The sequence below is a fragment of the Streptomyces sp. NPDC015032 genome, assembly GCF_043080425.1.
Taxonomy (GTDB): Bacteria; Actinomycetota; Actinomycetes; order Streptomycetales; family Streptomycetaceae; genus Streptomyces.
In genome coordinates, this window is sequence record NZ_JBIBVN010000011.1 from 33759 (window position 1) to 53187 (window position 19429).

17 protein-coding genes are annotated in these 19429 nt (G+C 71.4%); 11 read left to right on the plus strand and 6 right to left on the minus strand.

Going from position 1 to position 19429, the window contains the following annotated elements; genetic code table 11:
• Positions 1 to 107: 107 nt before the first annotated feature.
• The 6 genes from scy (at position 108) to ACF08M_RS17835 (ending at position 9168) form a co-directional block, all read left to right on the plus strand.
• Positions 108 to 3968: a polarized growth protein Scy gene (gene scy, locus ACF08M_RS17810; RefSeq protein WP_392186185.1), complete on the plus strand. Its 3861-nt coding sequence runs from the start codon at positions 108 to 110 to the stop codon at positions 3966 to 3968.
• Between the two features lie 185 nt (positions 3969 to 4153).
• Positions 4154 to 5092 carry a cellulose-binding protein gene (locus ACF08M_RS17815; RefSeq protein ID WP_392186186.1) on the plus strand — a complete coding sequence of 313 codons (939 nt, stop codon included), beginning with the start codon at positions 4154 to 4156 and terminating at the stop codon, positions 5090 to 5092.
• Between the two features lie 97 nt (positions 5093 to 5189).
• Positions 5190 to 6182, plus strand: a complete 993-nt coding sequence (locus tag ACF08M_RS17820) for an ATP-binding cassette domain-containing protein (protein ID WP_392186187.1) — start codon at positions 5190 to 5192, stop codon at positions 6180 to 6182.
• A gap of 5 nt (positions 6183 to 6187) precedes the next feature.
• Positions 6188 to 6967: an ABC transporter permease subunit gene (locus ACF08M_RS17825; protein ID WP_392186188.1), complete on the plus strand. Its 780-nt coding sequence runs from the start codon at positions 6188 to 6190 to the stop codon at positions 6965 to 6967.
• Positions 6968 to 7153: 186 nt separating this feature from the next.
• Positions 7154 to 8296, plus strand: coding sequence for an ATP-binding cassette domain-containing protein (locus ACF08M_RS17830; protein ID WP_392186189.1), 1143 nt, complete (start codon positions 7154 to 7156; stop codon positions 8294 to 8296).
• The gene (locus tag ACF08M_RS17835) at positions 8293 to 9168 is read left to right on the plus strand and encodes an ABC transporter permease (RefSeq protein WP_392186190.1); all 876 of its coding nucleotides are present in this window, start codon (positions 8293 to 8295) and stop codon (positions 9166 to 9168) included. The genes ACF08M_RS17830 and ACF08M_RS17835 overlap by 4 nt, the downstream gene beginning before the upstream one ends.
• A 54-nt stretch (positions 9169 to 9222) precedes the next feature.
• On the opposite strand, the gene ACF08M_RS17840 is transcribed toward ACF08M_RS17835, so the two are convergent.
• Positions 9223 to 9552 (minus strand): ATP/GTP-binding protein, encoded by a 330-nt coding sequence (locus ACF08M_RS17840; protein ID WP_392186191.1) that lies wholly within the window; start codon positions 9550 to 9552, stop codon positions 9223 to 9225.
• 209 nt (positions 9553 to 9761) lie between these two features.
• Here ACF08M_RS17840 and ACF08M_RS17845 point away from each other — a divergent pair, with 209 nt between their 5' ends.
• Positions 9762 to 10805: an LLM class flavin-dependent oxidoreductase gene (locus ACF08M_RS17845; RefSeq protein ID WP_392186192.1), complete on the plus strand. Its 1044-nt coding sequence runs from the start codon at positions 9762 to 9764 to the stop codon at positions 10803 to 10805.
• A 70-nt stretch (positions 10806 to 10875) separates the two neighbouring features.
• Here the strand turns inward: ACF08M_RS17845 and ACF08M_RS17850 are convergent, their stop codons facing one another.
• Complete coding sequence (locus tag ACF08M_RS17850; RefSeq protein WP_392186193.1) at positions 10876 to 11268, minus strand: SCO5389 family protein; 393 nt, start codon at positions 11266 to 11268, stop codon at positions 10876 to 10878.
• A gap of 261 nt (positions 11269 to 11529) precedes the next feature.
• On the opposite strand from ACF08M_RS17850, the gene nucS reads away from it, so the two are divergent.
• Entirely contained in the window at positions 11530 to 12201 is a 672-nt protein-coding gene (nucS, locus tag ACF08M_RS17855) for an endonuclease NucS (RefSeq protein WP_093898543.1), read from the plus strand.
• A gap of 80 nt (positions 12202 to 12281) precedes the next feature.
• On the opposite strand, the gene ACF08M_RS17860 is transcribed toward nucS, so the two are convergent.
• The 4 genes from ACF08M_RS17860 to ACF08M_RS17875 all read right to left on the minus strand — a co-directional run bounded on the left by ACF08M_RS17860 (position 12282) and on the right by ACF08M_RS17875 (position 17214).
• Positions 12282 to 14768, minus strand: coding sequence for an ATP-binding protein (locus ACF08M_RS17860; protein ID WP_392186194.1), 2487 nt, complete (start codon positions 14766 to 14768; stop codon positions 12282 to 12284).
• A 228-nt stretch (positions 14769 to 14996) separates the two neighbouring features.
• Complete coding sequence (locus ACF08M_RS17865; protein ID WP_392186195.1) at positions 14997 to 15320, minus strand: STAS domain-containing protein; 324 nt, start codon at positions 15318 to 15320, stop codon at positions 14997 to 14999.
• A 238-nt stretch (positions 15321 to 15558) separates the two neighbouring features.
• The gene (locus tag ACF08M_RS17870) at positions 15559 to 16407 is read right to left on the minus strand and encodes a 3-hydroxyacyl-CoA dehydrogenase family protein (protein WP_392186196.1); all 849 of its coding nucleotides are present in this window, start codon (positions 16405 to 16407) and stop codon (positions 15559 to 15561) included.
• Between the two features lie 165 nt (positions 16408 to 16572).
• Positions 16573 to 17214 (minus strand): TetR/AcrR family transcriptional regulator, encoded by a 642-nt coding sequence (locus tag ACF08M_RS17875; protein WP_392186197.1) that lies wholly within the window; start codon positions 17212 to 17214, stop codon positions 16573 to 16575.
• An 82-nt stretch (positions 17215 to 17296) separates the two neighbouring features.
• On the opposite strand from ACF08M_RS17875, the gene ACF08M_RS17880 reads away from it, so the two are divergent.
• Genes ACF08M_RS17880 through ACF08M_RS17890 form a run of 3 tightly spaced genes read left to right on the plus strand, consistent with a single transcriptional unit; the run spans position 17297 to position 19419 of the window.
• The gene (locus ACF08M_RS17880; protein WP_392186198.1) at positions 17297 to 18088 is read left to right on the plus strand and encodes an ABC transporter ATP-binding protein; all 792 of its coding nucleotides are present in this window, start codon (positions 17297 to 17299) and stop codon (positions 18086 to 18088) included.
• Positions 18088 to 18837 (plus strand): ABC transporter permease, encoded by a 750-nt coding sequence (locus ACF08M_RS17885; RefSeq protein WP_392186199.1) that lies wholly within the window; start codon positions 18088 to 18090, stop codon positions 18835 to 18837. The genes ACF08M_RS17880 and ACF08M_RS17885 overlap by 1 nt, the downstream gene beginning before the upstream one ends.
• 9 nt (positions 18838 to 18846) lie before the next feature.
• Positions 18847 to 19419 carry a cob(I)yrinic acid a,c-diamide adenosyltransferase gene (locus tag ACF08M_RS17890; protein WP_392186200.1) on the plus strand — a complete coding sequence of 191 codons (573 nt, stop codon included), beginning with the start codon at positions 18847 to 18849 and terminating at the stop codon, positions 19417 to 19419.
• Positions 19420 to 19429 lie beyond the last annotated feature (10 nt).

A 19429-nucleotide genomic window follows, 5' to 3' on the forward strand; every position in this document is an offset into this window, starting at 1 on the left:
TGCGACCAGGGTTGGGGTCTCCCCTGCTCAGTGGGGCATCCCCTGCTCGAACGAAGTTGAGAGTTCGGGGAAGAAGTTGAGAGCTCGGGGAAGGATGGGACCGCGCAGTGCGGGGCTACGAACGCCAGGAGAGCCACCGAGCTGACGACGACCATCTCTCGCGGTTCGAAGCCGAGATGGACCGGCTGAAGACCGACCGGGAGAAGGCCGTCCAGCACGCCGAGGACCTCGGCTACCAGGTCGAGGTCTTGCGCGCCAAGCTGCACGAGGCCCGGCGCAATCTCGCGAACCGTCCCGCCTACGACAGCGCGGACATCGGCTACCAGGCCGAGCAGATGCTCCGTAATGCCCAGATCCAGGCCGAGCAGCTGCGGACGGACGCCGAGCGGGAGCTCCGTGACGCCCGTGCGCAGACCCAGCGGATCCTGCAGGAGCACGCCGAGCATCAGGCGCGCCTCCAGGCCGAGCTGCACAACGAGGCCGTGCAGCGGCGCCAGCGGCTCGACCAGGAGCTGGCCGAGCGCCGCCAGACCGTCGAGTCCCATGTCAACGAGAACGTCGCGTGGGCCGAGCAGCTGCGGGCCAGGACGGAGTCCCAGGCCCGCCGGCTGCTGGAGGAGTCCCGTACCGAGGCCGAACAGTCGCTGAGCTCGGCGCGCGCCGAGGCGGGCCGGCTGGCGGAGGAGACCCGGCAGCGGCTCGGCTCCGAGGCCGATTCGGCCCGTGCCGAGGCGGAGTCGCTGCTGCTGCGCGCCCGCAAGGACGCCGAGCGGCTGCTGAGTGCCGCCTCCAGCCAGGCGCAGGAGGCCACCAGTCACGCCGAACAGCTGCGGACGTCGACGACCGCGGAGACCGAGCAGACCCGGCAGCGGACCGCCGAGCTGAACCGGGCCGCCGAACAACGCATGCAGGAGGCCGAGACCCAGCTGCGCGAGGCCCGGCTGGAGGCCGAGAAGGTCACCGCCGAGGCGAAGGAGGCCGCCGTCAAGCGGCTGGCCGCCGCCGAATCGCAGAACGAGCAGCGCACCCGTACGGCCAAGTCGGAGATCGCCCGGCTGGTCGGCGAGGCCACCAAGGACGCCGAGACCCTCAAGGCGGAGGCCGAGCAGTCGCTCGCCGACGCCCGTGCCGAGGCGGACCGGCTGAAGTCCGAGGTGTCCGAGCAGGCCCGCACGGCGGCCGCCGAGGACGCCGCGGCCCAGCTCGCCAAGGCTGCCAGGGCCGCCGAGGAGGTGCTGACCAAGGCGTCCGAGGACGCGAAGTCCACCACCGGGGCGGCGAGCGAGGAGGCCGACCGGATCCGCCGCGAGGCGGAGGCCGAGGCGGACCGGCTGCGCGGCGAGGCCGCCGAGCAGGCCGATCAGCTCAAGGGCGCGGCCAAGGACGACACCAAGGAGTACCGGGCCAAGACGGTCGAGCTGCAGGAGGAGGCGCGCAGGCTGCGCGGCGAGGCCGAGCAGCTGCGCTCGGAGGCGGTCGCCGAGGGCGAGCGGATCCGCGGCGAGGCCCGCCGCGAGGCCGTCCAGCAGATCGAGGAGGGCGCGAAGACCGCCGAGGAGCTGCTGGCCAAGGCGAAGGCGGACGCCGAGGAGCTGCGCTCCACCGCGGGCACGGAGAGCGAGCGGGTCCGTACCGAGGCGGCCGACCGGGCCGGCGCGCTGCGCAAGCAGGCCGAGGAGGCTCTGGAGCGCGCCCGCGCCGAGGCCGAGGAGCTGCGTACCGAGTCCGAGGAGCAGGCCCGGTCCACCACCACCGCGGCCGAGCAGGTGGCGGCGGAGCTGCGCGAGGAGACCGAGCGCGCGGTCGCGGCCCGGCAGGCGGAGGCGGCCGAGGAGCTGGCCCGGCTGCACACCGAGGCCGAGAGCAGGGTCACCACCGCCGAGCAGGAGCTCACCGACGCGCGTGCCGAGGCGGAGCGCATCCGGCGCGAGACGAACGAGGAGTCCGAGCGGCTGCGCACGGAGGCCGCCGAGCGGCTGCGGGCGCTGCGGGAGCAGGCGGAGACCGAGGCGGAGCGGCTGCGCGACGAGGCCGCGGCGGACGCGTCGCGGTCGCGTGCGGAGGGCGAGTCCACCGCGGTACGGCTGCGCGGTGAGGCGACCGCCGAGGCGGAGCGGCTCAAGTCCGAGGCGCAGGAGGGCGCCGACCGGGTGCGCGCGGAGGCCGCTGCCGCCGCGGAGCGGGTGGGCACGGAGGCGGCCGAGGCGCTGACCGCCGCGCAGGAGGAGGCCAACCGGCGCCGCCGGGCGGCCGAGGAGACCCTCGACGCGGCGCGCGCCGAGGCGAACCAGGAGCGCGAGCGGGCCCGTGAGCAGAGCGAGGAACTGCTCGCCTCCGCCCGCAAGCGGGTCGAGGAGGCACAGGCCGAGGCCCAGCGCCTGGCCCGGGAGGCGGACAGCCGGGCGACCGAGCTGGTCTCGGCGGCCGAGCAGACCGCCCAGCAGGTACGGGATTCGGTCAGCGGGCTCCAGGAGCAGGCCGAGGCGGAGATCGCCGGGCTGCGTTCCGCCGCCGAGCATGCCGCGGAGCGGACGAAGTCCGAGGCGCAGGAGGAGGCGGACCGGGTCCGCACCGACGCGCACGCCGAGCGGGAGCGGGCGGGCGAGGACGCGGCCCGGATCCGACGGGAGGCGCAGGAGGAGTCCGAGGCCGCGAAGTCGATGGCCGAGCGGACCGTCGCCGACGCGATCGCCGAGTCGGAGCGGCTGCGCGCGGACACCGCGGAGTACAGCCAGCGGATGCGCACCGAGGCCTCCGACGCGCTGGCCTCCGCCGAGCAGGACGCGGCGCGGAGCCGGGCCGAGGCCCGCGAGGACGCCAACCGGATGCGTTCCGATGCCGCGACCCAGGCCGACCGGCTGGTGGGCGAGGCGACGAGCGAGGCCGAGCGGATCCGCACGGAGTCGACGCAGCAGGCCACCCTGCTCGTCGAGGAGGCGACGCAGCAGGCGAGCGGGCTGGTCGACGAGGCGAAGCAGCAGGCGACCAGGGCGACGGACGAGGCCGCGGACGAGGCCGAGCGGCTGCGCGCGGAGGCGGCGGCCACCGTCGGCTCGGCGCAGGAACACGCGGCCCGTACCCGCGAGGAGGCGGAGCGGGTGCGCGCCGAGGCGGAGGCGGCGGCCGAGCTGATGCGTACTCAGGCCCGCGAGGAGGCGGACCGGTTGCTCGACGAGGCGCGGGAGGCCGCGGCGAAGCGCCGTGCCGATGCCGCCGAGCAGGCGGACCAGCTCGTCAACAAGGCCCAGGAGGAGGCGCTGCGCGCCGCCACCGAGGCCGAGGAGCAGGCCGACACGATGGTCGGCGCGGCCCGCAAGGAGGCCGTGCGGATCACCTCGGAGGCGACGGTCGAGGGCAACTCCCTGGTGGAGCAGGCCCGTACGGATGCGGACGAACTGCTGGTCGGCGCGCGCCGGGACGCCACGGCCAGCCGGGAGCGGGCCGAGGAGCTCAGGACCCGGATCGAGGGCGAGATCGAGGAGCTGCACGACCGGGCCCGGCGCGAGACCTCCGAGCAGATGAAGACGGCGGGCGAGCGCGTCGACAACCTGATGAAGGCGGCGACCGAGCAGCGCGACGAGGCGGCGGCCAAGGCCAAGGAGCTCCTGTCGGACGCGAATTCGGAGGCGAGCAAGGTCCGGATCGCCGCGGTGAAGCGGGCCGAGTCGCTGCTGAAGGAGGCCGAGCAGAAGAAGGCCAGGCTGGTCCGCGAGGCCGAGAAGCTGCGGGCCGACGCCGAGGCCGAGGCGAAGCGCATGGTGGACGAGGGCAAGCGCGAACTCGATCTGCTGGTGCGCCGGCGCGCGGACATCAACACCGAGATCTCCCGCGTCCAGGACGTACTGGAGGCGTTGGAGTCGTTCGAAACACCGGCCGGCGGCGGCAAGGGCGGCGGCGGTTCCGCCGGCGGCGTCAAGGCCGGAGCCTCGGCGGGCACTCGATCGGGTGGTAAGTCGTCCGACGGGTAGTCGGCCCGTCATCTCCCGTGCTTCGTCAAGAACGTTCAACCCTCCGAGTGGCAAGAGTTACGGGGGGTCAGCCACTCAAAAGGGGTGTCATTCTCCAGATCAAACGGGCATCCGCTCGATGACACGCCGTCCCGGCCCCTAGGATTCCCTCTAACACCTCACCGGTCTCATTCGACAGGAACCCCATGAGCGACCCTTCCTCCCCCTTCGGCTTCGAGCTCGTGCGACGTGGATACGACCGCGGTCAGGTGGATGACCGCATTACCAAGCTCGTCGCTGATCGTGATAATGCTCTCGCCCGCATCACGTCTCTGGAAAAGCGCATCGAGGAACTCCACCTCGAGACGCAGAACGCCCAGGCCCAGGTGAGCGACGCGGAGCCGTCGTACGCCGGTCTCGGCGCCCGGGTGGAGAAGATTCTCCGCCTGGCCGAGGAGGAGGCGAAGGACCTGCGCGAGGAGGCCCGTCGCGCCGCCGAGCAGCACCGCGAGCTCGCCGAGTCGGCGGCCCAGCAGGTACGCAACGACGCCGAGTCGTTCGCTGCCGACCGCAAGGCGAAGGCCGAGGAAGAGGGCGTTCGCATCGTCGAGAAGGCCAAGGGCGAGGCCAGCACGCTGCGTGCGGACGCCCAGAAGGACGCCGCGCAGAAGCGCGAGGAGGCGGACGCCCTCTTCGAGGAGACCCGCGCCAAGGCCGCCCAGGCCGCCGCGGACTTCGAGACCAACCTGGCCAAGCGCCGCGACCAGTCGGAGCGCGACCTCGCGTCCCGTCAGGCCAAGGCCGAGAAGCGCCTCGCCGAGATCGAGCACCGCGCCGAGCAGCTCCGCCTGGAGGCCGAGAAGCTCCGTACGGACGCCGAGCGCCGGGCCCGTCAGACGGTGGAGACCGCGCAGCGCCAGTCCGAGGACATCGTGGCCGACGCGAACGCGAAGGCCGACCGGATCCGCAGCGAGTCGGAGCGCGAGCTGGCGGCGCTCACCAACCGCCGCGACTCGATCAACGCCCAGCTGACCAACGTCCGCGAGATGCTGGCGACGCTGACCGGTGCCGCGGTGGCCGCCGCCGGCTCCCCCGCCGACGACGAGTCGGCCACCCGCGGCGTTCCGGCTCAGCAGACCCGCTGACCCCGGAGTACCGCAGCTGTACGCCACGCGTACCTCTTGCGCGCCCGGTTCCACCCCTGTGGTGGCGCCGGGCGCGCGGCCGTTCTAGCGTGAACGCATGATCGAGCTCGATGGCCTCACCAAGCGCTTTGGCAACAAGCTTGCCGTCGACCGGCTCTCGTGCCGGGTCAGGCCCGGAATGGTGACGGGCTTTCTGGGGCCCAACGGGGCGGGCAAGTCCACGACGATGCGGATGATGCTCGATCTCGACAATCCCACCAGCGGTTCGGTGCGCATCGACGGCAGGCACTACCGCGACCTGGACGAACCCCTCAAGTACATCGGGGCGCTGCTGGATGCCAAGTCGATGCACGGCGGGCGCAGCGCGTACAACAATCTGCTCTGCCTCGCACAGAGCAACCGCATCCCGGAGAGCCGGGTCGCGGAGGTGCTGGACACCGTCGGCCTGACCGCGGTGGCGAAGAAGAAGTCGAAGGGTTTCTCGCTCGGCATGGGCCAGCGGCTCGGCATCGCGGCCGCGCTGCTCGGGAACCCGCAGGTGCTGCTCTTCGACGAGCCCGTCAACGGTCTCGACCCCGAGGGCATCCACTGGATCCGCAATCTGATGAAGGCGCTCGCCGCGGAGGGCCGGACGATCTTCGTCTCGTCGCACCTGATGAGCGAGATGGCTCTCACCGCGGACCACCTGATCGTGATCGGTCAGGGCAGACTGCTCGCCGACACCTCGATGGCCGACTTCATCCATCAGAACTCCCGCAGCTACGTACGGCTGCGCTCCCCGCAGCAGGAGCGGCTGCGCGATGTGCTGCACGAGGAGGGGCTGGTCGCGGTCGAGACGGGGAGCGGCACGCTGGAGATCGACGGAGCGACCACCGAGGCGCTGGGCGAGCTCGCCGCCCGGCATCAGATCGTGCTGCACGAGCTGAGTTCCCAGCGTGCCTCCCTGGAGGAAGCGTTCATGCAGATGACAGCGGATTCCGTGGAATACCACGCGCACTCGGAGCTCACCGAGGCACCGCCGCCCGCGGGTCCGCACTGGGGCGAGGCGTACGACCGGCAGACCCCCTCCGGCACCGGACAGGGGGTGTGACGACCATGGCACCGGTACCCGCGGTCCTGACCTCCGAGTGGACCAAGATCCGTACGGTCTCGTCGACCGTCTGGACCCTGATCGCCGCGTTCGCCGTCACCGTCGCGATGGGTGCCGCGCTCAGTGCCCTGATGAACGCCCGGTTCGACGACCTCCCCGAGGCACAGCGGGCCACCTTCGACCCGACGCTCATCAGTTTCTCCGGTATGACCCTCGGTCAGCTGGCCATGGTCGTCTTCGGTGTGCTGGTGGTCGGTACGGAGTACAGCTCGGGCATGATCCGCACCTCGCTGGCGGCCGTTCCGCAGCGCGGTTCGTTCCTCTTCAGCAAGGTCGCGGTGGCCGGTGTGCTGGCCCTGGTGGTCGGCATCGTCACCAGCTTCGTCTCGTTCTTCCTGGGGCAGGCACTCCTCGGCGATCACGGCACGGACATCGGCGCGGAGAATGTCCTGCGCGCGGTCGTCGGCGGCGGCGTCTACATGGGCCTGATCGGGATCTTCTCCATGGGCGTGGCGACGATGCTGCGCAGTTCCATGCTGTCGCTGGGCATCCTGATGCCGTTCTTCTTCCTGGTCTCCCAGATCCTGTCGGCGGTCCCGGGCGCGAAGCAGGTCGCCCGGTACTTCCCCGACCGGGCCGGATCCAAGATCATGCAGGTGGTCCCGGACGCCCTGACCAGCAATCCCACGCCGTACGGGCCGTGGGGCGGGCTCGGCATTCTGCTCGCCTGGGTGGTGGCCGCGCTGATCGGCGGCTATCTCGTCCTGAAGAAGCGCGACGCGTGACCGGAGTGCTTCCGGGACACGCATCCAGCCCCGGAAGCGCTCCGTCCGCTCCGACTCACAGGCGATGTGCTCTCGTGCCTACTTGGCCGGAACCGTCAATGCCTGGATATCCTCGTAACTCTTACGGGGGTGTGCGGCCGGACGGCCTGTGCCCCGACGACAGACAGAAGTCAATGGGGCTGGAGCATGATCGAGGCAGTCGGCCTGACCAAGCGCTACGGTGCGAAGACGGCCGTGTACAACCTTTCCTTCCAGGTGCGGCCGGGCACCGTCACCGGGTTCCTCGGTCCCAACGGGTCGGGCAAGTCCACCACCATGCGCATGATGCTGGGCCTGGACCGACCGACCTCCGGTCATGTCACGATCGGCGGCCACCCGTTCCGCAGCCTGCCGAACGCCCCGCGACAGGTGGGTGCGCTGCTGGACGCGAAGGCGGTGCACGGCGGGCGCAGCGCCCGTAACCACCTCCTCTCGCTCGCCCAGCTGGCCGGCATCCCGGCCGCCCGGGTCGACGAGGTGCTCGGTGTCGTCGGTCTGCACGATGTCGCGCGCAAGCGGTCCAAGGGCTTCTCGCTCGGTATGGGCCAGCGGCTCGGTATCGCGGCCGCGATGCTCGGCGACCCTCAGGTACTGCTCTTCGACGAGCCCGTCAACGGTCTCGACCCCGAGGGCATCCTCTGGGTCCGCAATCTGATGAAGACGCTGGCCTCGGAGGGCCGTACGGTCTTCGTTTCCAGCCATCTGATGAGCGAGATGGCGCTGACCGCCGACCATCTGATCGTGATCGGCCGCGGGCAGCTGCTCGCCGACATGAGCGTCAAGGACTTCATCTCCGCCAACTCGGCCGACTTCGCCCGGGTTCGGGTCGCGGACGGTGCGCGGGAGCAGCGGGACAAACTGACCGCCTCGCTCACCGAGGCGGGCGGCCAGGTCATGCCGGAGCCGGACGGGGCCCTGCGGGTCACCGGTCTGCAGCTGCCGCGGATCAGCGATCTGGCCCATGGGTCGGACGTCCGGCTGTGGGAGCTCTCGCCGCACCAGGCCTCGCTGGAGGAGGCGTACATGCGGATGACGCAGAGCGCCGTGGACTACCGCTCGACGGCGGACCAGAAGGCCGGGCTCCAGCAGCCGGTGCAGGACGGGTACGGACAGCCGCCCGGGTACGGGCAGCCGCCGGTCCCGGAGATGCCCCAGCAGAACTGGTACGCCCCGCCGCCGCCCGGACAGAACCCGTACACGCAGGCCCCGGCAGCCCCCGTTGCCCCGGCGGCCCCGGTCGCGGCCCCCGCAGACCTGACCAAGAGCGAGACCAGCGAGGACGCCCGATGACGACACCGCCGCCCCCGCAGGCGCCGTACCAGCCGGCCCCGGCCCCGGCCCCGCAGCAGAACTGGCAGGACGCACCGGCCGGGCTCTACGCCTCACCGATCCCGCTGCGCCGCGCCACCCTCGGCGATGCGCTCGCCTCCGAGTGGACCAAGATCCGTTCGGTGCGCTCCACGATGTGGACGCTCGGCATCATGATCGTGCTGGTACTCGGCTTCGGAGTGCTGACGGCGGTCGTGCTCAACGGGACCGATGCCAACACCGACAGCGTCCCGAAGCTGAGCTTCGGCTTCTTCGGCGTACTGCTGGGCGCGATCTGTGTGATCACGCTCGGCGTGATGACGATCGCCTCCGAGTACGGCACCGGCCTGATCCGTACGACGCTCACGGCCTGCCCCAGCCGTGCCCGGGTGCTGGCCGCCAAGGCGATCGTCTTCTTCCTGCTCACCTTCACGCTCACGACCCTGGTGACCTCGGCGGTCGCCGCGATGCACTCGGCGATGCTGGACGGCAGGGCGCCCACCGGGGACGAATGGCTGCGCACCACGGTCGGCGTCGGCCTCTACATCGCCACGCTGGGGCTGCTCTCGCTGGCCATCGGTGCGCTCATCCGGCATTCCGCGGGCGCGATCACCATCATGATCGGGGTGGTGCTGCTGCCGCTGGTGCTGGCCATGTTCATGTTCACGGACTCGCTGGCCGGCCTACAGCGGGCGCTCCTCGAGTACTCGATCCCCAGTCAGCTCAGCGCCTTCTACGACACCTCGGTCACCGGGTCGGGGCCGTCCGGCTGGGACTCGCTGTGGATCATGCTCGGGGTGACGGCCGTGACCATGCTCGGCGCGTACATCACGCTGGAGAACCGCGACGTCTGACCGGGCGCCGGCGATGCCCGTGACGGGCGACGTCGCCCCGGCCCGCCCCCGTGCTCAGTAGCGAGGCGCGTTCCTGGACCGCTGCACCTGTGTGGTGCGGCGGTCCTTCGCGTTCCAGCAGGCCTTGTGCCAGTGCCTGCGGTCGTCGATCCCGCCGTACTCGGACCAGGCCACCAGGTGCGGGACGCCGGACGGGATCTCCTGGTCGCAACCGGGGCAGCGGTAGCGCTTGCCGGCCGCGCTCGCGCCGCTCACCGGGCGCACCGACCACTCCTCGCCCCGCCACGCCTCGGTGCGCCCCCCGCCGCCGTACCGGGCCCACGGCTCGGCTGCGCTGTCGTGGGGACTCTCGCCGCCTCGGGGGCGGTTGCGGCGCGGGGACACGTGACACCTCACGGGGCAGGCTGGACAGTTCCGTCCAGCGTAGGGCCATTCGGCCGAGCCACGCGTCCCGCACCGCACGGGACGGCGCCCCGGGCGGAGTGAGTTACCGGAAAATCGCAACAACCTGCCACCCGACCGTGCCTTTGGCACGTGTCAGGCGTTGGTGCGGGTAGGGGAGAACCGCGTCAGCCGCAAGGAGGCAATTGGCGATGCGTGTGGGAACGTTCGTACTGGCCGCCCAGTTTCCGGGACAGGGGCCGGGGGAAGCGCTGCACCGCGCGATCCGGTCCACCGAGGTCGCGGAGGAATCCGGCCTCGACTCGGTCTGGCTGGCGGAACACCATTTCGTGCCGTACGGGGTCTGCCCGTCCGCCGTCACCCTGGCCGCGCTGCTGCTCGGCCGCACCCGGAGAATCCGCGTGGGCACGGCGGTGAGCGTGCTGCCGGCCCAGCATCCCGTCGCGCTCGGCGAACAGGCGGCGCTGCTCCATCTCACCAGCGGGGGCAGATTCACGCTCGGCGTCGGCCGGGGCGGTCCCTGGGTGGATCTGGAGGTGTTCGGAGGGGGCCTGGAGGCGTACGAGAAGGGCTTCCCGGAATCCTTGGAGCTGTTGCTCGACTGGCTGACCGAGCCCCGGGTCGCGGGGAGGGGCGAGCGGTACGGCTTCCGCGAGGTGGCGGTGGTCCCCCGGGCCGACGAACTGCCCGGCCGGGACGGTGTCGAGAGCCGCGGCGGCCCCGAGGTGATCGTCGCGTGCACCTCACCGAAGACGGTGCGGCTCGCCGCGGAGAACGGCCTCCCGATGCTCCTCGGGATGCACTGCGGGGACGAGGAGAAGGCCGAGATGGTCGCCCTGTGGCGTTCCACCGCGCTCGCCGCGGGGCGTTCGCCCGAGAGCGTCCGGGAGGCCGGACATGTGTCCGCGGGGGTGGTCCAGATCGCCGACCGCACCGAGGACGCCGTGGAGACGCTCGTGAAGGCCATGCCGGGCTGGCTGCGGCAGGGCCTGGACGCCCATGTGACGGTCGACGGCCGGCACCGGGTGATGCGCGACCCGGTCGCCTACACGGAGCTGCTGTGCGGCCTTCATCCGGTGGGCCCGCCCCGGCTGGCGGCCGACCGGCTCGCGGCCACCGCCGAGCGGACCGGCATCACCCGCTTCGCGCTCCTGGCGGAGGGTTCGGGAGATCTGGCGGCCACGGAGGAGAATGTGGCGCGGCTGGGCACCGAAGTGCTGCCGCTGGTCATCTGACACATGGTGAGAGGTACGGGGGCTGCCGCCCCGGAGCCAGTCCCGCGGCCCGGAGCGGCAGCAGAAGCGTTTAGCAGTCCCGTAGTTCGGGCGACTGGTTGAGCAACTGGCCCCGCACCGAGGTGAACCGGGCCAGGCGCTCGTCGACCGAGGCGTCCATCGGGAACACCGCGACGCGGTGGCAGTTCTGAAATGCCAGGCGCACTCCGAAATGCCGCTGCAGAGCACCACGTATGGCATCACTCGCAAGCGCGCGCAGCAGCTGACCGCGCGCCTGCTCGTCCGGCGGGGGCGTCTGGTTGTCGGCGAACTCTCCGCCGTCGACCTTCAGCTGGGCCACCAGAGAGCTGATCATCTCCCATGCGTAGGGCAGGGAGGTCCGGACGCAGTCGACGAAGTCGGCTTCGTCGACCTCGCCTCGCTCGGCCTGTTCCAACAGAGCCGGTGAGACGTCGAGCGACATGGGGTTCTCCTCTCGTGGCCCCGGCAACGGGCCGGGGCCTTGCGGGCAGGGAAGGAGGACGGCGACGCAGCGTGCACGGACGGCGACCTCTTGCTTACACCGTAAGGGCGCAGTCCTGGCCGCACCAGGAGATTGGGAACACAACCGGCCAACAAAGAAGGGGAGCAAAGAGGGGCAAGCCCGATGAGGCCCGGTCCGGGCGATCGCGGGAGGAAGGGGAGAATCGCGTGGAGCACCCGTCGTCGAGTAGCGTTGCCGACCATGCGTCTCGTCATCGCCCGCTGTTCCGTGGACTACGCCGGCCGGCTCACGGCCCACCTGCCCTCCGCTCCCCGTCTGATCCTGGTGAAGGCGGACGGGAGCGTGTCGATCCACGCCGACGACAGGGCGTACAAACCTCTCAACTGGATGTCACCGCCCTGCACCCTCAAGGAGGGCGCCGACGATACCGCGGGTGTCTGGACGGTGGTGAACAAAGCGGGCGAGAAACTGATCATCACGATGGAGGAGATCCTCCACGACTCCTCCCACGAGCTGGGCGTCGACCCGGGCCTCATCAAGGACGGCGTCGAAGCACATCTGCAGGAGCTGCTCGCTGACCGGATCGAGACACTCGGCGAGGGCTACACCTTGATCCGCCGCGAGTACTTCACCGCCATCGGACCGGTCGACATCCTGTGCCGCGACGCCGACGGGCAGACCGTGGCCGTGGAGCTGAAGCGGCGCGGCGACATCGACGGCGTGGAGCAGCTGACCCGCTATCTGGAGCTGCTCAACCGCGATCCGCACCTCGCCCCCGTGAAGGGAATCTTCGCGGCGCAGGAGATCAAGCCGCAGGCACGGGTACTGGCGACGGACCGCGGGATCGGCTGCGTGGTCCTCGACTACGACGCGCTGCGCGGCATCGAGGACGACAAGCTGCGGCTGTTCTGACCTCCTGCGGCTCCTCCACACTCTTGCCGGACGCCGGACGTGCACGTCACGTCCGGCGTCCGGCGTCTTCGGGGCGGCGGTCAGGCCACCGCCGGACCGCTGTCCGCGTCCGCTGCCGCCGGCGGCGAGGACGACAAGGAGGGTCCGCTCGCCGAGTCGGAAGTGTCCGGCGAGGACGGCTCGGTCTCCGTCGGGGTCGGGGAGCCGGTGTCCGTCGGGGTCGGGGCCGGGCTGCTCGGCTCCGTCGTCGCGGACCCGGTCGGCCCGGGCGACGTGGGCGGCCTCGTCGACGACGGCGTGCCGCCGGACGGCGTGGACGACGACGGGGCGCCGCCCGGCTCCGTCGGGCCGGTGGAAGGCGTACCGCTCCCGCTCGGCGCGGCCTCACTGCCCGACGGGCCCGGCGTCGCCTCGCCGCCGCCGGACGCCGTGTCCGCGGGGGCCGGGCCGTCCGTCGGCCCGTCGGCCGGGGCCTCGTCCCCGCTGTCGCCCCGGTCCGCCGGTTCCTCGGTCGTGACACCCGGATTCCCCTGGGCATCGCCGTCGCCGGAGGTCAGTCCCAGCACCACCACCGTGCCGAGCACACCGGCCAGGAGCACGCCCGCGCACGCCGCGACGAGATTGCGACGGGCCCTGCCCAGCATCGCGAGCCGGCCTCCCCGCGCAGCTGCGGCGGCCCCCGGTCCGCTCTGCTTCGCCATCACCGCGGTGACGTCGGTGGCGGCGACGTCGCCGTAGGACCGCGACAACGTCTGCGCCACGGGCGGCGTCGGCCCGACGGGCGGCCGCACCGGCTCTGCGGGCCGCGGGACCGGCACCTCGTCGGCCACCGGCGTGAGGACGCCCGGCAGCGGGCCACCGGAGCGGTCCGCGACCAGGGCGAGTGCGCGCCGCCCGGCCACCGCGCCCGACTTGTCGGCGATCGCCCCGCGCATGCTGATCGATGTCTCCAGCTCCGCCCTGGCCCGGTCCGGATTGCCGGTGCAGAGCGCGAGGACGCCCAACTCATGGTGGAAGTACGCCTCTTCGGCGACCTCGCCGGCGATCCTGGCCGCCTCCTGGCCGAGCCGCAGGGCCCTCTCCCACGCGCCCCAGTGCAGTCCGGCCGCGAGGGCGGGAGCGGCGCTGCGGGCCAGCAGCACGGCAGCGCTGGTCTGCCCCGCCTCGTCGCCGGGGACGAGCTGTGCCATGGCCGCGATGACGGCGTCGGCCTCGGCGGCCACCCGCGCGGGCGTGACCGAGGGATGCCCGGCCCACCAGGCGTAGTGCCGGGCCGCCGTCCGGGCCCGGTCGGTGCTGTCCTCGTCGTATCCGGCGGCCGCCAGCTGGGCGGTGACTCCGGCGGCCAGCCGGTAGCGGGGACCGGCCGGGGAGAGCAGTCCGCAGCCGGCCAGTTCGCCGAGCGCGGCGTCGGCGTGGGTGTCCCCCACGAGCGCCGGCAGATGCGCCTGGTGCGGCACCTCGCCGCCGAGCGCGACCGCGAAGCGCAAGGTGTCGCGGGCGGGCCCGCTCAGCCGCGAGGCGAGCAGCGCGGCGGGCGCCGCGCCCTCGCCGAGGCTGGGCAGCGGTATGTGGACGCCGTCGGTGTCCTCGTCGTGCCCGAAGGGTGCCTCCGCGGACCGGGCGTCGGGGCCGCCGTACGCCTCGGGGTCGCTGCGCGCCATGTCGCGCTGGCGCAGCAGGGCGCCCGCCTGGACGAATCGCAGCGGCAGCCCCTCGGACTCGAACCAGAGGTCGCCCGCCCAGTTCGCCTCCGCGTCGGTGAGCGGACGCTCGACGACCTGTTCCAGGAGCTCGATCGAGGAGCCGCGGCCGAGGCCCGGGAGGAAGACCTCTTCGAGGTACGAGTCCGCGGTGGGTGCGGCGACGTCCGGAGTCGTCGCGAACAGGAACGCGCACTCGGGCGTGGCATCGAGCAGCTCCTCCAGTGCGGCACCGCCGAACTCCAGGTCGTCGAGTACGACGACGGCGCCGATGCCCCGGACCTCTGCGAGAAGTCCGGCGTGGTCGGGCCGGTGCAGCGGCGCGTCGCGGACGGCCTCGAAGAGCCCGTGCAGCAGGTCGGTGGCGGTCCGCTTGTGGCCGCAGAGCCGTACGACCCCGTCCGGTGCGAGGTCCGCGCAGTCGGCGGCGACGGCGTTCAGCAGCGTCGTACGGCCGGATCCGGCCGGCCCGGTGAGCCGCACCGAGCGGCCGCGGGCCAGCAGGCGCACCAGCCGTTCGCGTTCTTCCGCGCGCTCCAGGAGGGGCAGTTGCGGGGCGGGCGGCCCCGGTGGCACGGGCGGTGCGGTGGCGCGTTCCCGGTCGGCGCGCTCGGCGGCGGTGCGCCGGGCCGGCGGGGCGGGCTGCTCCCCCGGCGGGCACAGCTCGACCTCGCTGCCGTCGACCGGGTTGACGGTGAGGAGGTAGTCGCCCGATATGAGCCGGACCACGCGTGCCTGTTGCGGCGTTTGCTGGCCGAAATCCGGAGCCAGTGGATCGCGTGGCGGCCGTCGTCGGCCGGCCGTCTCGCCGATGCCGTCGTTGTCCCGGCCGTACTCTTCCGGCCCCCGGTGTGTCGGGTCCATCGCCAAAGCCCCCAGACGCGTCGCGCACGATTGCCCTCCCGGCCTCGCACGCCCTGCTGTCGCCTCTGGTCCGGTGTCCGCCCGGTGGGTCTCCCGTCAATCGGCGGACGGCCGAACCCTAGACCGTCGCGCGGTCGCCCCGCACAGTCGGGGGGCCACGCCGCCCGAAGCGCACACGCTCGTGCGGATTGTGCACCCTCGGTCACCTTGCGCGGCCGGGGCCGGACCCTACACGCGCGGCAGGGAGTCTGCGGCGATCCCGCCCTCGATGGCCAGGATGCGGTGCAGCCGGGTCGCCACCAGCAGGCGCTGCATCTGCGGCGGCACGCCGCGGAGCACCAGCCGTCGCCCGGCCCGTCCGGCCCGGCGGTGTGCGCCCATGATGACGCCGAGGCCGGTGGCGTCCCAGGAATCCAGCTCGGTCAGGTCGAGCACCAGGTCGCCGGCTCCGTCGTCGAGGGCCGAGTGCAGGACCGTACGGGCGTCCGCCGCGCTTCGGACGTCGAGGCGGCCCCCGACGACCAGCTCGGCGTGGTCGCCCCTGATGTGCATATGCGCTCCCCGGGAATTCTCCATAGAAAGGTTCGTCTGTCTGTTCTGTCTCTCCCACAACTGACTGCGGTGGAGACAGGGAAGTTGCCGTCTGTAAGCGAACCGATACCGAATTCACTCCGTGGAGTGATCAAGGCCTGGCAGGGCCCCCTGCGGGGCCGACGAATCCGGGAGAGGCCCCCCGGGCCTCCGGTTGCCCGGCCGACGGCAGATCAGGCAACCGGAGGACCGAAAACGATCAGTACGTGTAGAAGCCCTGCCCGCTCTTGCGGCCGATGTCACCTGCGTCCACCATCCGGCGCATCAGCTCCGGCGCGGCGAACTTCTCGTCCTGCGACTCGGTGTAGATGTTGCTCGTGGCGTGCAGCAGGATGTCGACGCCGGTCAGGTCCGCGGTGGCAAGGGGCCCCATCGCGTGGCCGAAGCCCAGCTTGCAGGCGATGTCGATGTCCTCGGCCGAGGCGACGCCCGACTCGTACAGCTTGGCGGCCTCGACGACGAGCGCCGAGATGAGCCGGGTGGTGACGAAGCCGGCCACATCACGGTTCACGACGATGCAGGTCTTGCCGACGGACTCGGCGAACTCCCGTGCGGTGGCGAGGGTTTCGTCACTGGTCTTGTAGCCGCGTACGAGTTCGCAGAGCTGCATCATCGGGACCGGCGAGAAGAAGTGCACACCGACGACGCGCTCGGGACGCTCCGTCACGGCCGCGATCTTCGTAATCGGGATGGCGGAGGTGTTGGAGGCGAGGACGGCGTCGTCCCGGACGATCTTGTCGAGGGCCCGGAAGATCTCGTGCTTGACCTCCAGCTTCTCGAAGACGGCCTCGACGACGACATCCGCGTCGGCGACCGCGTCGAGGTCGGTGGTGGTGGTGATGCGGGCGAGCGCGGCAGCGGCGTCGGCCGCCTCCAGCTTGCCCTTGGAGACGAACTTGTCGTACGAGGCACTGATGCCGTCCCGCCCCCGGGTCAGGGCCTCGTCGGTGACATCGCGCAGCACGACGTCCCAGCCCGCCTGGGCGGAGACCTGCGCGATGCCGGATCCCATGAGTCCGGCTCCAATGACGGCGAGCTTCCTGGCCACGTGTCCACCCCTCATTTTCTGTTCGCCTCTGCAGCTGGTCCCTGCACGGCCGGTCCTCACACCTGTTCACATGCTCTCCGGCGGAGATTAGTACCCGTGAGGGGCCCTGTGTCCGCGAAGAGATGCGCGTCACGTCTCACATGACGGACATCACACCGCCACCCGTCATTCGGCGGCGCGCCGGGCGTAGTTGAGGACCTTTTCGCCGAGGAGGCCCTCGATCTCGTCGAGCAGGACGAGCGCGTCGCGCGAGACCTCGACCGCCTTGCGCCCGGCCAGCATCTCCTGGCTGATGTGGCCGACGAGGGCTCCCTCGATCCAGGCGAGCTGACCGCCGACCAGGTCCGGCAGCGGATCGTCCGCCGGCGCGCCCGTCTCCTCGCGGAGGGTCGTGACGACGGCGTCCAGGACCTCCCGCTGGAGGCGGCCGAGACGGGCCTGGAGCGTGGGCGCCTCCTCGATGACCCGCATGAAGTCGGCGAAGCCGTCCATCAGTCCGAGCTCCGGCGACACCGCGACGGCCAGTGCCCGCAGCTCCCGCAGGACCGCCTCGGCCGCCGACTCGCCCTTGTCGCGGGCGCGGATGAAGCGGGCCACTCGCCGGGTGACGCCCGTCATCCGGTCGAGGAAGAGGTCCTCCTTGGCCGGGAAGTAGTTGTAGACGGTGTTCACGGAGACGTCCGCCAGCTCGGCGATCTCGGCGACGGTCACCGTGACGAAGCCGCGCTTCAGGAACAGCCCGGTCGCGAGGTCCGAGATGTGCTGCCTGGCTTGGCGCTTCTTGCGTTCCCTGAGTCCCTCGGCCATCCGTCCATGGTAGGCCCGTGCGGGGATCGATGAAAAAATAGAGTCATTGCATTTTTTCAGCGGCTCTGTTTTTGTGGTCACTATGCCAATCATCAGTACGGCCGGGCTCGCCCGGACCTTCGACAGCAGAAATGGACCGGTGCACGCCGTGCGATCCGTCGACCTGACGGTCGCCGAGGGCGAGATCGTCGGCCTCCTCGGCCCCAACGGGGCGGGCAAGACCACCACTCTGCGGATGCTGACCACACTGCTCGCCCCCACCGGCGGCGCCGCCACCGTCGCCGGCCACGATCTCGCCGACGATCCGGCCGGAGTACGCGCGAAGTGCGGATACGTCGCCCAGTCCGGCGGTGTCGACCCGCATCTGACCGTGCGGGAGGAACTGGTCACGCAGGGACGGCTGTACCGGCTGAACAAGGCGGACGCGACCGCACGGGCCGCCGAACTGGCCCACGGGCTCGGCCTCGGCGATCTGCTCGACCGGAAGGCGGTCACACTCTCGGGCGGTCAGCGCCGACGCCTGGACATCGCGATGGGCATCATCCACCGGCCGCCCGTCCTCTTCCTCGACGAACCCACCACCGGCCTCGACCCGGGCAGCCGCACCGATCTCTGGGACCTGGTGCGCGGGCTGCGCGACGACCACGGCACGACGGTCGTCCTCACCACCCACTACCTCGACGAGGCGGACGCGCTCGCCGACCGGCTGATCGTGATCGACCGGGGCGTGGTCGCGGCCGAGGGCACCCCGACCGCGCTGCGGGCCGAGTACACAGGGTCCCCCGCCGCCTCCCTCCAGGACACCTTCCTCGCGATCACCGGCCGCGCCGCCGCGCCCGCCGATGCCGCACCCCTCTCCGTACAGGGGCTCTGATGCTGCTTCACGACATCGCGCTCGTCTTCGGGCGGTACGCCCGCCAGACCCTGCGCTCCCGCTTCCAGATGCTCTTCGGCGTACTGATGCCGCTGCTGTATCTGCTCTTCTTCGGCCCGCTCCTCGACGATCTGCCGCTCGGCTCGTCCGGGGACTCCTGGCAGGTCCTGATCCCCGGCCTGCTGCTTCAACTCGCCTTGTTCGGTGCTTCGTTCGCCGGATTCTCGATCATCGTCGAGAAGTCCACCGGGGTGATGGAGCGGATGCGGGTGACACCGGTGAGCAGACTGGCACTGCTGCTGGGCCGGGTCCTGCGGGACGCCCTGCTCTTCATGCTCCAGGCGGTGCTGCTGGTGCTGGCCGCCCTGGTCATGGGCCTGCGAGCGCCCCTGCCCGGGGTGCTGATCGGCTTCGCGTTCGTCGGTCTGCTCACGGTCGCCCTGGCCTCGCTGTCGTACGCGCTGGCCATGAAGGTCGCGACGCCGCAGGAGTTCGGACCCGTCATCAACGCGGTGACCATGCCGACGATGCTGCTCTCCGGCCTGATGCTGCCGATCACACTGGGGCCGGCGTGGCTGGACGTCACGTCGCACTTCACCCCCCTTCGCTATCTCGTGGACGCGGTACGGGACGCGTACGTGGGCTCGTACGCCACCTCGCACATGTTGTACGGGGCGCTGGTGGCGGCCGCCTTCGCGGTCGGGGCCGTGGCGGTGGGCGCCCGGGTCTTCCGCCGGGAGGGGCACTAGCCTGGCTGCATGGTCAATCTGACACGTATCTACACCCGCACCGGCGACCAGGGCACCACCAACCTCGGCGACATGAGCCGGACCGCCAAGACCGATCTGCGGATCTCCGCGTACGCGGACACCAATGAGGCCAATGCCGTCATCGGTACGGCGATCGCGCTCGGGCAGCTCTCCGAGGACGTCGTGAAGGTCCTCGTCCGTGTGCAGAACGACCTGTTCGACGTGGGCGCGGATCTGTCGACACCGGTCACCGAGAACCCGAAGTACCCGCCGCTCCGGGTCGAGCAGAGCTACGTCGACAAGCTGGAGGCGGACTGCGACCACTACCTGGATCAGCTGGAGAAGCTGCGCAGCTTCATTCTGCCGGGCGGTACGCCAGGGGCGGCGCTGCTGCACCAGGCGTGCACGGTGGTCCGGCGTGCCGAGCGGTCCACCTGGGCGGCGCTGGAGGTGCACGCCGACGTGATGAACGCGCTGACGGCGACGTATCTCAACCGGCTGTCCGACCTGCTGTTCATCCTCGCGAGGACGGCGAACAAGGAGGTCGGCGACGTGCTGTGGGTACCGGGCGGCGAGCGCTAGCTGTTCCGTG

What these genes read in the sequence shown, in the direction of transcription:
- ACF08M_RS17815 (WP_392186186.1), top strand. Translation starts at nt 4,154, where the DNA reads ATGAGCGACCCTTCCTCCCCCTTCGGCTTCGAGCTCGTGCGACGTGGA.
- ACF08M_RS17820 (WP_392186187.1), top strand. Translation starts at nt 5,190, where the DNA reads ATGATCGAGCTCGATGGCCTCACCAAGCGCTTTGGCAACAAGCTTGCC.
- ACF08M_RS17825 (WP_392186188.1), top strand. Translation starts at nt 6,188, where the DNA reads ATGGCACCGGTACCCGCGGTCCTGACCTCCGAGTGGACCAAGATCCGT.
- ACF08M_RS17830 (WP_392186189.1), top strand. Translation starts at nt 7,154, where the DNA reads ATGATCGAGGCAGTCGGCCTGACCAAGCGCTACGGTGCGAAGACGGCC.
- ACF08M_RS17835 (WP_392186190.1), top strand. Translation starts at nt 8,293, where the DNA reads ATGACGACACCGCCGCCCCCGCAGGCGCCGTACCAGCCGGCCCCGGCC.
- ACF08M_RS17845 (WP_392186192.1), top strand. Translation starts at nt 9,762, where the DNA reads ATGCGTGTGGGAACGTTCGTACTGGCCGCCCAGTTTCCGGGACAGGGG.
- ACF08M_RS17850 (WP_392186193.1), bottom strand. Translation starts at nt 11,268, where the DNA reads ATGTCGCTCGACGTCTCACCGGCTCTGTTGGAACAGGCCGAGCGAGGC.
- nucS (WP_093898543.1), top strand. Translation starts at nt 11,530, where the DNA reads ATGCGTCTCGTCATCGCCCGCTGTTCCGTGGACTACGCCGGCCGGCTC.
- ACF08M_RS17860 (WP_392186194.1), bottom strand. Translation starts at nt 14,768, where the DNA reads ATGGACCCGACACACCGGGGGCCGGAAGAGTACGGCCGGGACAACGAC.
- ACF08M_RS17865 (WP_392186195.1), bottom strand. Translation starts at nt 15,320, where the DNA reads ATGCACATCAGGGGCGACCACGCCGAGCTGGTCGTCGGGGGCCGCCTC.
- ACF08M_RS17875 (WP_392186197.1), bottom strand. Translation starts at nt 17,214, where the DNA reads ATGGCCGAGGGACTCAGGGAACGCAAGAAGCGCCAAGCCAGGCAGCAC.
- ACF08M_RS17880 (WP_392186198.1), top strand. Translation starts at nt 17,297, where the DNA reads ATGCCAATCATCAGTACGGCCGGGCTCGCCCGGACCTTCGACAGCAGA.
- ACF08M_RS17885 (WP_392186199.1), top strand. Translation starts at nt 18,088, where the DNA reads ATGCTGCTTCACGACATCGCGCTCGTCTTCGGGCGGTACGCCCGCCAG.
- ACF08M_RS17890 (WP_392186200.1), top strand. Translation starts at nt 18,847, where the DNA reads ATGGTCAATCTGACACGTATCTACACCCGCACCGGCGACCAGGGCACC.